Origin of the sequence: Sphingomonas qilianensis (assembly GCF_039614825.1) — a bacterium.
GTDB lineage: Bacteria > Pseudomonadota > Alphaproteobacteria > Sphingomonadales > Sphingomonadaceae > Sphingomonas > Sphingomonas qilianensis.
In genome coordinates this window covers 616,065-629,277 of the sequence record NZ_JBDIMF010000001.1, presented here as the reverse complement: position 1 = coordinate 629,277, position 13,213 = coordinate 616,065, and the positions used below count along the sequence as shown (strand labels likewise).

At 69.0% G+C, this 13,213-nt stretch carries 8 protein-coding genes; 7 read left to right on the top strand and 1 reads right to left on the bottom strand.

The window, feature by feature from the left end; translation table 11 throughout:
• The first annotated feature begins 247 nt into the window (after positions 1-247).
• From ABC969_RS03050 to trxA, 7 genes are all read left to right on the top strand, one after another.
• Positions 248-2,527 (top strand): sensor histidine kinase, encoded by a 2,280-nt coding sequence (locus tag ABC969_RS03050; RefSeq protein WP_345863799.1) that lies wholly within the window; start codon positions 248-250, stop codon positions 2,525-2,527.
• Positions 2,527-2,967 carry a tRNA (adenosine(37)-N6)-threonylcarbamoyltransferase complex ATPase subunit type 1 TsaE gene (tsaE, locus tag ABC969_RS03045; protein WP_345863798.1) on the top strand — a complete coding sequence of 147 codons (441 nt, stop codon included), beginning with the start codon at positions 2,527-2,529 and terminating at the stop codon, positions 2,965-2,967. Before ABC969_RS03050 ends, tsaE begins: the two co-directional genes overlap by 1 nt.
• Positions 2,964-3,932, top strand: coding sequence for an aminoglycoside phosphotransferase family protein (locus tag ABC969_RS03040; RefSeq protein ID WP_345863797.1), 969 nt, complete (start codon positions 2,964-2,966; stop codon positions 3,930-3,932). Before tsaE ends, ABC969_RS03040 begins: the two co-directional genes overlap by 4 nt.
• Entirely contained in the window at positions 3,929-4,681 is a 753-nt protein-coding gene (locus ABC969_RS03035; protein WP_345862874.1) for a nucleotidyltransferase family protein, read from the top strand. The genes ABC969_RS03040 and ABC969_RS03035 overlap by 4 nt, the downstream gene beginning before the upstream one ends.
• On the top strand, positions 4,674-7,766 hold the full coding sequence (gene addB, locus ABC969_RS03030) for a double-strand break repair protein AddB (RefSeq protein ID WP_345862872.1): 3,093 nt from the start codon (positions 4,674-4,676) through the stop codon (positions 7,764-7,766). Before ABC969_RS03035 ends, addB begins: the two co-directional genes overlap by 8 nt.
• A gap of 282 nt (positions 7,767-8,048) precedes the next feature.
• Positions 8,049-11,456 carry a double-strand break repair helicase AddA gene (addA, locus tag ABC969_RS03025; protein WP_345862870.1) on the top strand — a complete coding sequence of 1,136 codons (3,408 nt, stop codon included), beginning with the start codon at positions 8,049-8,051 and terminating at the stop codon, positions 11,454-11,456.
• Positions 11,457-11,536: 80 nt separating this feature from the next.
• Positions 11,537-11,860 carry a thioredoxin TrxA gene (gene trxA, locus ABC969_RS03020; protein ID WP_345862868.1) on the top strand — a complete coding sequence of 108 codons (324 nt, stop codon included), beginning with the start codon at positions 11,537-11,539 and terminating at the stop codon, positions 11,858-11,860.
• Positions 11,861-11,960: 100 nt separating this feature from the next.
• On the opposite strand, the gene argJ is transcribed toward trxA, so the two are convergent.
• Positions 11,961-13,181, bottom strand: a complete 1,221-nt coding sequence (gene argJ / locus ABC969_RS03015) for a bifunctional glutamate N-acetyltransferase/amino-acid acetyltransferase ArgJ (RefSeq protein ID WP_345862867.1) — start codon at positions 13,179-13,181, stop codon at positions 11,961-11,963.
• Positions 13,182-13,213 lie beyond the last annotated feature (32 nt).

The window sequence follows — 13,213 nt, the reverse complement described above, 5'->3', positions numbered from 1 at the left end:
CAAGAGGTCGCCGGTGCGCGGTGCGGGCGCGCGACGGCGTCAGTGATTTACCAAGCGCGCGCGTGCCGCGTCGGTCCGCCGTGCACGATCACCGCTTCCCCCGTGGGCAGGTGCTGGCATAAGAGAGGCGCATGTCGCCAGCCTGTCTTTCCCGTCCTCCTCTGCGCGATGGCACATTGTGACCGGTGATTTGCCGCCCGTGCTGGCCGGCGTCGTGCTTGCCGTGCTGATCGCCAGCGCGGGTGGGATGCTGTATTTCGGGCTGCGCGCGCGGCGCGCGGCGCGCGGGACGGCACAGTCCAATGCGCGGCTGGCGGCATTGCTGTCATCCTCTCCGGCGCTGGCCATGGTGGTCCGCACCGATGGACGGATTGAGCTGCCCGAGCGGCTGGCGGATTGGTTCGGGCTATCACCGGTGCCGCGCTACCTCGCCGATCTGCACAGCGATATGAGCGGGCTGACGGCGGAGGATCTCGCCCTGTTAAGCGACGATATCGTGGGCGCGCAGAAAGCCGGACGGCCGTTTTCGCGCCCGCTGAGCGTGCAGGGATCGACCCGGTCACTGATGGTTCATGGCACGCGCGCGCCGCGCGACCTGCAAGCGCCTGGCGGGGTCGTTTTATGGGTGTTCGACGCCACCGACAGCGGGGCCGAGATCGCCCGCTTGGTCGAAGAAAATGCCGCTGCGACTACCGCGTTCGATGCGCTGACCGGGCTGATCGAGGCGGCGCCGCTGCCGATGTGGTATCGCGGCCCCGATCTGCGGCTGGCGATGGTCAATTCGGCTTATGTCGCGGCGGTGGAAGGCAGCAATGCGGCGGATGTCGTGCGCCGCGGGCTGGAACTGGTCGAGGGATCGGGCCGTGGCGGGCCGCTCGCCAATGCGGTGCGCGCGCGCGATAATGATCGCCCCCAGATGCAGGCGATGCCGGCAACGATCCGCGGCACCCGGCGCATGCTGCAGGTACATGATGTGCCCCTCGCAACCGGCGGGGTGGCGGGCTTTGCCGTGGATATCGAAGATCTCGAACAGGCGCGCGGCGGGATGCGGCGCTTTGGCGCGGCGCAGCGCGCGATGCTCGATCGCTTGTCCGCCGGGGTGGTGCAATTCGGCAGCGATCGGACGCTGATCTTTTGCAATCAGCCGTTCCGCCGGCTGTTCGCGATGCGCAAGGAATGGCTGTCCGATCGCCCCGAATTCGATCGCGTGCTGGAACGGATGCGCGAGGCCAACCGGTTGCCCGAAGTGCGCGATTTTCCCGGCTGGAAGGCGGAGCGGCGCGACTGGTTTCGCGCCACCGAAGGCGCGATCGAGGAGAATTGGCATTTGCCCGGCGGCGTGCATCTGCGCGTGGTGGCGCAGCCGTTGCCCGATGGCGGGCTGTTGCTGATTTTCGAGGATCGCACCGAACAGGTGCAGCTGGCCAGCGCGCGCGATACGCTGCTACGCGTCCGCACCGCCACGTTCGACAATCTGTATGAAGCGCTGGGCGTGTTCGCGGCGGACGGGCGGCTGCAGATCTGGAACAACAAGTTCAGGGCGCTATGGGGGCTGGACGAGGAGTTCCTGTCAAAACATCCGCGCGTCGATGCGCTGGCGCAGGCGGCGGCGGACAAGCTCGCCAATCCGACGCATGCTGTGATGATCGGTGATCTGGTGCGCGCGGCCACGGTGGATCGTGAGCAACGCGCCGGGCGGGTCGACTTTGCCGATGGGCGGCATTTCGAATTTGCCGCGGTGCCGCTGCCCGATGGCAATGGCCTGTTCACGATGCTCGATATCTCGGACAGCCGGCGGATCGAGCGCGCGCTGCGCGATCGCAACGAGGCGCTGGAAGCCGCCGACGCGGTCAAGACGGCGTTTGTCGCCAATATGAGCTATGAATTGCGCACGCCGCTGACCTCGATCAGCGGCTTCGCCGAAATGCTGCGCGAAGGCTATGCCGGTACGCTCAGCGAGGAGGCCGGCGGCTATGTCGCGGCGATTTTGGAATCGGTCGATCGGCTTGGCATGCTTGTCGACGATGTGCTCGATCTGACGCAGAACGATGGCCAAACGACCAAACTCGACCGAAGCGAAGTCGATCTGGTGCGCGTGGCGCGCACCGCCGCCGCCGCCGCGACCGCGGCCATGCAGCGCAAGGGGGTTGATTTCGGTGTGGAAATCCTGCCCTCTACCGGTCTGGTCATGGGCGATGGCGATCGGCTTCACCAGATCATCGCACATCTGCTCAAACATGCGCTGGCGGGCACGGCCGCAGGCGGGCGCGTGCTGCTGCATACCGACGGCACGGCAGCGATCGCGCGCATTCTCGTTTCGGACAATGGCAGCGGCATGGGCGCGGCGGCAGTGGCGCGCGCGTTCGATCGCTTTGCCGAGCCCGATGCCTGCCGTGACGGTGAGCGCGCGCTGGGGCTCGATCTGCCGCTGGCCAAGCAGTTCGTCGAGGCGCACGGCGGGACGATCAAGCTTGAATCGGAGCCGGGGCAGGGGATGCTGATCACCGTCGAGATGCCGCGACGGTGATCATCTTGCGCGAGGCCCAGGCGACGGAGGCATTCGGCCGCCGGTTGGCTGATGTCGTCCTGCCCAGCGACGTCATCACGCTGGCCGGGCCGCTGGGCGCCGGGAAAACGAGCATCGCGCGCGGTTTGCTCGCAGCGCTTGGACTGGCCGGCGAGGCGCCGAGCCCGAGCTTCGCCATCGTGCAGCCTTACGCCCCCCCTGAAGTGCGGCTGCCGGTGCTGCATATCGATCTGTACCGGATCGATGATCCAGACGAGCTGGAGGAGCTGGGGCTGGACGAGGCGGCGTATGATTCCGTGTTGGTCGTTGAATGGCCGGAGCGGGCGCCGGATCACTGGCCCGAGGCGCTTGCGCTGACGCTGCAGATCCTGCCCGATGGGACGCGCGGCTTGACAGCCGAGGTGCCGGCGGCATGGAAGGCCAGATGGCAGCAGATATGAACCCGCCGGCTGGTGCAGCCGATTTTCTGAAGGCACACGGCTGGGGCGGGGCGGTGATCTCGCCGGTGGCCGGCGATGCCTCGTTCCGGCGCTATTTTCGTGCGAGCGACGGCGCGCGCAGCGCAATTCTGATGGATGCGCCGCCGCCCGAGGAAAATCCCCGCCCGTTCATCGCGATAGCCGAGTGGCTGGTGCAGCGCGGTTTTGCGGCGCCGGCGATCCATGCGGTCGATTTGACGCAAGGATTGGTGCTGATCGACGATTTCGGCGATGTTCGCATGCGCGAGACGGTGGACGCCGCCCCGGATCGCGCGCTGGGGCTGTACGAAACGGCGATCGATGTGCTGATTCGGCTGCGCGATCATGCCGTGGGCGAGGTGCCGCCGTACGACGCCGCCGTGCTGCACCGCGAGGCCAATCTGCTGACCGAATGGTATTGCCCGGCGATCGGCATCACGCCCTACCAGACAGGTTATGACGCGGCGTGGGATGCGGTGTTCGATGTCGCGCTGGCCGGGCCGAAGGTTACCGTGCTGCGCGATTATCATGCCGAAAATCTGATGCTGATTGGCAGCGACAAGAAGCTCGGGCTGCTCGATTTCCAGGACGCGCTGGCCGGGCACCCGGCTTATGATCTCGTCTCGCTGCTGCAGGATGCCAGGCGTGATGTCGATCCGGCGCTGGAGGCGGCGATGCTCGCGCGCTATCGCCGCCTCACCGGCGAGGGCGACGATTTCGACGCCGCTTATCACGTGCTCGGCGCGCAGCGGAACGCCAAGATCGTCGGCATCTTCACGCGGCTGTGGCGGCGCGACGGCAAGCCGCGCTACGCCGCGCTGTGCCCGCGCGTATGGGCCTATCTCGAACGCGATCTGGCGCATCCGGCGCTGGCCCCGGTCAAAGCCTGGTTCGACGCCAATATTCCTGCCGACAGGCGCGGCGATCCGATGGTGCTGATGCCATGAACATGCTGGCGATCCGGCCCGATCCGGGCGGGGCGGTGCCCGAAACGGCGATGGTGATGGCGGCGGGGCTGGGCAAGCGCATGCGCCCGCTGACCGCGACGCGGCCCAAGCCGCTGGTCGAGGTGGGCGGCAAGGCGCTGATCGATCATGCCTTCGATCGGTTGCGCGCGGCGGGCGTGAAGCGCGCCGTGGTCAACGTGCATTATCTGGCGGACGCGCTCGAGGCGCATCTGGCGCACCGCGTGAAGGGTCTCGATCTGGTCGTGTCGGACGAGCGGGCGGCGCTGATGGAGACAGGCGGCGGGATCGTGCAGGCGCGCGCGCTGATCGGCGACGCGCCGTTCATCGTGGTCAATTCGGACAATCTGTGGATCGACGGGCCGACCGATGCGATTCGGGCGCTGGGCGCGGCATGGAACGATGACAGGATGGACGCGCTGCTGCTGATGGTGCCGCTCGCGCGCGCGCATTGCCATAACGGGCAGGGCGATTTCCGCCTCGCGCCGGACGGGCGGATCACCGGGCGGCGGCAGCCGGGGCGGGTCGCGCCGTTCGTCTATACCGGGGTGCAGATCCTGTCGCCGCGAGTGATCCGGGAATGGCCCGAGGGGCCGTTCTCGACGATGGTCTTCTGGGAGCGCGCGATCGCCGCGGGGCGCGCTTACGGCCTGGTGCATCAGGGCTTGTGGTTCGATGTCGGCACGCCGCAGGCCATCCCCTATGCCGAAATGATGATGGCGGATGGCTGAGCCGGGCAAGCCCGCGCTCTACACGATCCCGGCGCACCGCGCGTTCGCCGATGCGCTGGCCGCCGGGCTGATCCGCCGCGCCGGGGGGGACCGCATGCGGCTGGCGCGGGGCCTTGTGCTGCTGCCCAACAATCGCGCCAAACGCGCGGTGACTGATGCGTTCGTGCGGGCGAGCGATGGCGGGCTGCTGCTGCCGCGATTGGTGGCGATCGGCGATCCCGAACTGGACGAGGCGGCGGGCGCGGCGATCGATCCGGCGGATGACGCCGATCCGGTGCTGCCGGCGGTAGCGCCGTTGCAGCGCCGCATGATCCTGGCGCGGCTGGTATCGGAGGAGCGCGCCAAGGCCGGGCAGCCGGTCGATGCGGCGGAAGCGGTGCGGCTGGCGGGCGAACTGGCGCGTACGCTGGATCAGCTGCTGGTCGAGGAAGTGCGCCCGGCGCGGCTGCGCGAACTGGAACTGACCGAAGAACTGTCTAACCATTGGCAGAAGTCGCTGGCGCTGTTCGGCATCGTGCTCGATCGCTGGCCGGGGGAGCTGGAGCGGCTCAAGCGCATCGATCTGGCGACCAGGCGTGCGCTGCTGCTCGATCGGCTGACCGCACGGTGGAAGGCGACGCCCCCCGCCGGGTTCGCCTGCGCGGCTGGGATCACCGATAGCGCGCCGGCGGTGGCGCGCCTGCTGCGCTGCGTCTCCGAACTGCCTGAGGGGCTGGTGGTGCTGGCCGATCTGGCGACCGGGATGGACGAGGCCGAGTGGCTGGCGCTCGGGCCGCATGCGCCCGATCCGGTGACGGGGCGGCGCAAGCGCTCGATCGAGACGCACCCGCAATTCCATCTCAAGCTGCTGCTCGAGCGGATGAGCGTCAATCGCGCAGAGTTTGCCGTGTGGCGCGAGGGCGGCGGGCATGACGCGACGATCGCGCGCGGCCGCGCCGTGGCCAATGCGCTGGCACCGGCGGAATTCACCGGTAAATGGACCGGTCTTGAGGCGGATCAGCGACGTTTGACGGGCATCGCTGCGGCGGAACTGGCGACGCCGGGCGAAGAGGCGCAGGCGATCGCGTTGGCGTTGCGCGAGGCGCTGGAGAGCGAGGGGCGGACGGCCGCACTGGTGACGCCCGATCGCGGGCTTGCGCGGCGCGTGGCGGCGCATATGCAGCGCTGGGGCGTGGAGATCGACGATACCGCGGGGCGGCCGCTCTCCATCCTGCCCAGCGGCACGCTGCTGACCGCGCTGGCCGAGGCGGCGGTGCAGCGCTTTGCCCCGCTGGCCTTGCTGGCGCTGCTCAAACATCCGCTGGTGCGCGCGGGCGAGGGCCGGATCGCCTGGCTGGATGGCGCGCGCGCGCTGGATCGTGTGCTGCGGGGCCCAAGGCCGGCGGCGGGGCTGGCGGGTGTGGATGCGCATCTAAAGGCCCCCCTCCCCTTTAGGGGAGGGGTTGGGGGTGGGGGCGTGCCGCAAACGCTTAGCGGTGGGTTCCCGGAGAGCCCCCACCCCAACCCCTCCCCTGAAGGGGAGGGGCTTGACCGCGCGGGACCGTCGCGGCGCACCGACGTCAGGCGCGCCGAAGCCGCCGCCTGGTGGCCGGAGGCGCGCGCGCTGCTCGCCCCGATCGAAGCCGTGTTCGATGGCGGCGCACAGCCGTTACCAGCGATGATCGCGGCGTTGCGCGAGACCGCGCAGGCGTTATGCGGCGATGCCTTATGGGGCGGGCCGGCGGGGCGCGCGGCGGCGGAACTGCTGGCGGAACTGGAAGTACAAGCGGCGAGCGGCCCCGCGACAGTCGACCCCGACAGCCTCGCGCCCCTGCTCAAGACGCTGATGGACGAGGTTGCGGTGCGGCCGGCGCAGGGCGGGCATCCGCGGCTGGCCATTTACGGGCTGATCGAAGCGCGCCTGCAGACCGCCGACGTAATGATCCTCGGCGGCCTGAACGAAGGCACCTGGCCCGGCCAGCCCGCGCCCGATCCGTGGCTTGCGCCGCGCATTCGCAGCGAGCTTGGCCTGCCGGGGCTGGAGCGCCGCGTCGGCATTTCGGCGCATGATCTGGCGGGCGCGCTGGGCGCGCCGGCGGCGTTGCTCACGCGCGCGCGCCGCGATGCCAAATCGCCGGCGATCGCCTCGCGCTTCTGGCTGCGACTGCAGGCGCTGGCGGGCGAGCGGTTCGAGCGCGCGCGCGCGCTGGAGGGCTGGACGCGCGCGCTGGATGATCCCGGCGTGCACGAGCCCGTTGCGCATCCCAAGCCGTCGCCCGCCGCCGAACTGCGCCCGACGCGCATCGCGGTGACCGATGTCGATCGGCTCAAGGCCGATCCCTACGCCTTCTATGCCAAGCGCATCCTGCGGCTGGCGTCGCTCGATCCGGTCGATGCCGATCCCAGCGCGGCATGGCGCGGGACGGCGGTGCATGACGTGCTGGAGGCGTGGGCGCGCGAGGACCAGTGCGATCCCGCCGCGTTGCGCGAACGCGCGCTGACCATGCTGGAGGATGAGCGCACGCATCCGATGATGCGCGCCTTGTGGCAGCCGCGGCTGATGGAGGCGATCGACTGGATTTCGGCGAAGATCATCGAGGGTGCCGAGGTCGGGCGCAGCGTGCTGGCGGTGGAGCAGGAGGGCAAGATGCAGATCGCCGGCGTCACGCTGACCGGCAAGTTCGATCGCATCGATCGCATGCCAGATGGCGGGCTGGGGGTGATCGATTACAAAACCGGGCAGCCGCCCTCGGCAGCGGCGCTCCGTGCCGGGTTCAGCCTGCAATTGGGATTGCTCGGGCTGATCGCCGAATATGGCGGTTATGAGGGCATCAAGGGCACGGCGACGGCGTTCGAATATTGGTCGCTGGGGCGCAAGGGGGATGGCTTTGGCTATGTCACCACGCCGGTCGATCCCGAGGGCAAGCGCGATCGCATCCCGACCGCCGAGTTTACGCAGACCGCGGCGCATCACTTTGCCGAGGCGGTGCGCACCTGGCTGACCGGGGATGCGCCGTTCGAGGCCAAGCTGCATCCCGAGTTCGCGCCCTATGCGGAATATGATCAGTTGATGCGGCTGGATGAATGGTATGGCCGTGAGGGTTGATGCTTTTCGCGCGGAGGCGCGGAGGCGCGGAGGGGGTGCGTCTGGGTTACGCGCTGCGTGCAATGCGCTGGCGTCTGATCGTTCGTCACCCCGGACTTGTTCCGGGGTCCGCCGTGCCGCAATCGCGGAAGCTCGTCACGTCACGCATCGAAAGCCGCACAGCAGACCCCGGAACAAGTCCGGGGTGACGGGTGGGGGTGGGGCGTCAACTGCCCCACGCGCAACACCTCCGCGCCTTCGCGACTCCGCGCGAGCAAACCGTCTTCCGATACGAGCCACTTGATGTCCGCCCAGCACAAAGGCGGCCTGCCGATCCTCAAGGACAATCAGGCCCGCGCCAGCGCGCCGGACAGCCATGTGTGGCTTTCCGCCTCGGCCGGCACGGGCAAGACGCAGGTGCTCGCCGCGCGCGTGTTCCGGCTGCTGCTGCGCGGCACCGATCCCGGCGCGATCCTGTGCCTGACCTTCACCAAGGCGGGCGCGGCGGAAATGGCGGGGCGAATCAGCGCGCGGCTGGCGGCGTGGGTGCGCATGCCCGAGCCCGAGCTGAAAAAGGATCTGTTCGCGCTGGGCGAGGATCATCTCGATCCCGCGCAGGTCGCCTTCGCGCGCACGCTGTTCGCAAAGGTGCTCGATGCGCCGGGCGGGGGCATCCGCATCCAGACGATCCACGGCTTCTGCCAGGGGCTGCTCGCGGCGTTCCCGATCGAGGCGGGGCTGGTGCCCGGCTTCCGGCCGCTGGAGGCGCGCGAGGAATCTTTGCTGGCGCGGGAGGCGCTGGCCGAAATGCTGGTTGCCGCCAAGCCGCGCGAGATCGAGATCGTCGGAGCGCTCAGCCTGCGATTGGGCGAAGGCGAGGCGGAGAATTTCCTGCGCGCTTGCGCCCGCGCGCCAGAGGCGATGGCCATGCTGCCGAGCGAGATCGGGCCGTATCTGCGCCAGGCGATGGATCTGCCACTGGGCGATATCGAGGCGGAGATCGGCAGCGCCTGCCACGATGACGTGTTCGATCATGAATCGCTCGATGCGGTCGGCGGGCACAATGCCTCCTGGGCCACCAAAAGCGGCAAGGAACGCGCCGCGCTCGTCTCCGCCTGGCTCGAGCGCACGCCCGCGGAACGCGCGGCGACGCTGCACGAGTTGCACCGCATCTGGGCCAAGGCGGATGGCGATGTGCGATCGTTCGGCAAGGGCCAGGCACCGCAGCATCCGGATTATGCCGAGCTGGCCGGCGGCCTTCACGCGACCTGTGCGGAACTGCTGTCGATGCGCACCCGCGCGGCTTATGCCGATCTGCTCGCCGATGCGCTGAGCGTCGGGCGGATCTATGCCGCGGATTATGCCATGGCCAAGCGCCGCGTCGGCGCGGTGGATTTCGACGATCTGATCCGCGCGACGGTCGATCTGTTCGACCAGCCCGGTATGGGCGAGTGGATCCGCTACAAGCTCGATCAGGTGACCGAACATGTGCTGATCGACGAAGCGCAGGATACCAACGCGCATCAATGGCGCATCGTCCGCGCGCTCTCCGACGAGTTCTTTTCGGGGCAGGGTATCCATGCGCCCAAGACGCGCACGCTGTTTACTGTGGGGGATCAAAAGCAGGCCATCTTCGGCTTTCAGGGCACCGATCCGCGCAATTTCGAGGCGGCCGAGCTGTATTTCAGCCGGCGCGCGGAAGAGGCGCTGGGCGACGAGGATACCTCGCCGGAAGATCGCGGACTGCCCATGGCGCAATTGTCGCTGACCCAGTCGTTCCGCTCGACCCGCCCGGTGCTCGAATTCGTCGATGCCGCGATCGCCGCGATCGGCGCGCCGGCGATGGGCGCTGCGGCGGTCGACGTGCACGCCAGCGAGGTGCCGGGCCCGGGCGCAGTGGAGCTGTGGCCGCCGGTGGTGACGGGCGGATCGGACGAGGATGCCGAAGGCTGGGTGCCCGATGCGACGCGCGCGCTGGCGCGGCAGATCGCGCGGCAGATCCGCGATTGGCTGTATGGCCCGACGCCGCTGATGCTGGAGAGCAAGGGGCGTGCGCTGCGCCCCGAGGATGTGATGATCCTGGTGAAGCGCCGCGGTGAGCTCGCCTCGCTGATCGTCGCGCGGCTCTATGCCGAGGGCGTGCCGGTGGCGGGGGTGGATCGGCTCAAGCTCAATGCGCCGCTCAGCGTGCAGGATCTGCTCGCCGCGATCCGCTTCGTGCTGCAGCCGGGGGATGACCTGTCGCTGGCGTCGTTGCTCGTCTCGCCGCTGATCGGCTGGACGCAGGACGAGCTGATGCACGCCGCGCCGCGTGGCTCGGGGAGCCTGTGGGCGCATCTCGGCAAGACGCAGCCGCCCGAACGACTGGCCCCATTACGCGCGATGCTGGCGCGCGCGGATATCGCCACGCCGTATCGCTTTCTCGAGGAATTGCTCACCGGGCCCTTGGGCGGGCGGGCCAAGATGCTGCGCCGGCTGGGGCAGGAAGCGCGCGATCCGATCGAGGAGTTGCTCAACGCCGCCCTGGATTTCGAGACGCAATCGACGCCGTCGCTGCAGCGCTTCCTCGACTGGTTCGATCGCGGCGATGTCGAGATCGTGCGCGATCCGTCCGCGCCCCTGGATGCCGTGCGCGTGATGACGGCGCATGGCGCGAAGGGCTTGCAGGCGCCGCTGGTGATCCTCGCCGACGCCACGGCGGACCCGACGCGGACGCCGTCCCGCGTGCTGAAATGGACGCCCGAAGGCGGCGAGGCGATCCCCATTTTCCGCCCGCGCAAGGAAGAGATTGGCGGGCCGCTGGTCGACGTGATCGAGACGGCGGCGGCGCGCGAGCTGGAGGAGCATTGGCGGCTATTCTATGTCGCCGCGACGCGCGCCGAGGAGCGGCTGGTGGTCGCCGGCGCGCTCGGCCCGATGGCCCGGGGCGTGCCGCCCGAGCAGAGCTGGTACTCCGCCGCCGATCGCGCGTTTGGGGCGCTGGGCGTGACGGCATCGGAGGAAGCGCGCGCGTTCGGCGGGCGCGAGGTGCAGAAAGCGGTGCCGTTGCGTGCGGCATCGGGAGCGCCCGACGCTGGGCCGGGCGCGGTGCCGGACTGGGCACGTGAGGCTGCACCGATCGAGGCGAAGCCGCCGCGGCCGCTGGCACCGTCGTCGCTGGGCGAGGACGAGGTCGCTGATCCGCCGCCGTCGCCCGCCATGCGGCTGGCGGCGGAGCGCGGGCGGCTGATCCATGCTCTGTTCGAGCGGTTGCCGGCAGTGGCACCGGAAGCGCGGGCGGCGGCGGGCGCCCGCTGGCTGGCCGGCGCGGGCGGCGTCGCCGACGCCCCGCTGCGCGCGGAGATCGTGGCAACCGTGCTCGCGGTGCTGGATGCTCCGGCGCACGCCGCGTTGTTCGGCGCGGACGCGCTGGCCGAGGCGCCGATCGCGGCGGTGGTCGGCGACGGCGTCGTGGTGTCCGGCACGGTCGATCGTTTGCTGGTTACCGATGATCTGGTCCGCGTGGTCGATTTCAAGACCGGGCGGCACGCCCCCGCATCGCTCGCCGAGCTGCCGCCCTATCATGTGCGGCAGATGGCGGCCTATGTTGAGGCGCTCGGCGTCATCTTCCCCGATCGCGCGATCGAGGCGGCGTTGCTCTACACAGCAGGGCCGGCGCTGTTCGATTTGCCGGCCGATTTGCTTGCCCGGCACAAGCCCGGCTTTGCGTGACGGGAGCAAAGCTTGGCCTCGCGCGCTTGAGGACCGTCCCCCGCGTCCCTAGATTGCGGTTAACTTAAGGAGAATTCGACATGGCGACCAAGAAGATCACCGACGGCAGCTGGGACAATGACGTGGTCAAGGCCGATGGCCCGGTGCTGGTCGATTTCTGGGCGGAATGGTGCGGCCCGTGCAAGATGATCGGGCCGAGCCTGGAAGAGATTTCGGAAGAGCTGGGCGAGCAGGTGACGATCGCCAAGCTCAATATCGACGAGAATCCCGATGCGCCGGGCCGTTACGGTGTGCGCGGCATCCCGACGATGATCCTGTTCAAAGCCGGCGTGCCGGCGGCGACCAAGGTCGGCGCGGAGCCCAAGGGCCGGTTGAAGGCGTGGCTCGAGGGCGAGCTGGCGTAAGTTTCCGCGTCATCCCAGCGGAAGCTGGGATATTTGTGGGGCGGGCGCGGCGCTCGCCCCATGGAGACCCCAGCGTTCGCCAGGGTGACGCTCCGCGAGATCAGCTGCGATAATCCGCGTTGATCGAGATATACCCGTGCGTCAGATCGCACGTCCACACCGTCGCGCGGCCTTCACCCAGCCCGAGGTCGACGCCGATTTCCACGTCGCTCCCCTTGAGATGCGCCGCCACCGGCGCCTCGTCATAGCCCGCCACCGCCAGCCCGCCCTCGGCCACCTGCGTGGTGCCGAAGCGGATCGCCAGCTGGTCGCGTTCGGCCGGTTCGCCCGCCTTGCCCACCGCCATCACCACGCGTCCCCAATTGGCGTCCTCGCCGGCGATCGCGGTCTTTACCAGCGGCGAATTGGCCACCGACATGGCGATGCGGTGCGCGCTGCGGTCGCTTTCCGCGCCCTCCACATCGATGCGGATGAACTTGGTCGCGCCCTCGCCATCACGCACGACGAGATGCGCGAGCTGGCGGCACAGATCGGCGAGCGCGGCGGCAAACGCATCGGCGCCGTCATCGTCCGACGAGGTCAGCGGCGCATTGCCCGCGCGCCCGGTGGCGAAGGCCAGCACGGTGTCGCTGGTCGAGGTGTCGCTATCCACCGTGATGCACGAGAAGGTCTTCTCGTTGGCCGCCGCCAGACACCCTTGCAGGAAAGCGCCATCCACCGCCGCGTCGGTGAAGATGAAGCCGAGCATCGTCGCCATGTCGGGTGCGATCATCCCCGAACCCTTGATGATGCCGACCAGATTGACCGTCTTGCCATCCACGATCGCGCTGGTGGTCGCGGCCTTGGGGAACGTGTCGGTGGTGCCGATCGTGTCGGTCGCGTCCTGCCAGCTGCACACGTCGGCGACGAACGCGGCATCGAGCCCCGCCTCAGCCTTGTCGATCGGCAGCGGTACGCCGATCACGCCGGTCGAGGCGACATACACGTCGGAGGGCTGGCAGCCCAATGTCTGCGCGGTGCGCGCGGCAATCGCCTCGACCGCGGTGCGCCCGCGCGCGCCGGTAAAGGCGTTCGAATTGCCCGCATTCACGACCAATGCGCGGGCATTGCCGAGGATCAGCGCCTTGCGGCACCATTCCACTTCGGGGGAGGGGCATTTGCTCTGCGTCAGCACGCCGGCGGCAGTCGTGCCCTCGGCGAAGGTGACGAAGGTCAGGTCGCAGCGATCCCAGTTCTTGTAGTGCGCGCGCGCCACCCGTGGCGTGACGCCGGCGATCGCGGGCAGGACGGGGAAGGGCGAGGCGAGCGGGGAAATGGTCATGTCGCTCTCTTAGAGGGCGCCGGGCGCCAAGC

What these genes read in the sequence shown, in the direction of transcription:
- addB (WP_345862872.1), top strand. Translation starts at nt 4,674, where the DNA reads ATGGCTGAGCCGGGCAAGCCCGCGCTCTACACGATCCCGGCGCACCGC.
- argJ (WP_345862867.1), bottom strand. Translation starts at nt 13,181, where the DNA reads ATGACCATTTCCCCGCTCGCCTCGCCCTTCCCCGTCCTGCCCGCGATC.
- addA (WP_345862870.1), top strand. Translation starts at nt 8,049, where the DNA reads ATGTCCGCCCAGCACAAAGGCGGCCTGCCGATCCTCAAGGACAATCAG.
- ABC969_RS03035 (WP_345862874.1), top strand. Translation starts at nt 3,929, where the DNA reads ATGAACATGCTGGCGATCCGGCCCGATCCGGGCGGGGCGGTGCCCGAA.
- ABC969_RS03040 (WP_345863797.1), top strand. Translation starts at nt 2,964, where the DNA reads ATGAACCCGCCGGCTGGTGCAGCCGATTTTCTGAAGGCACACGGCTGG.
- ABC969_RS03050 (WP_345863799.1), top strand. Translation starts at nt 248, where the DNA reads ATGCTGTATTTCGGGCTGCGCGCGCGGCGCGCGGCGCGCGGGACGGCA.
- trxA (WP_345862868.1), top strand. Translation starts at nt 11,537, where the DNA reads ATGGCGACCAAGAAGATCACCGACGGCAGCTGGGACAATGACGTGGTC.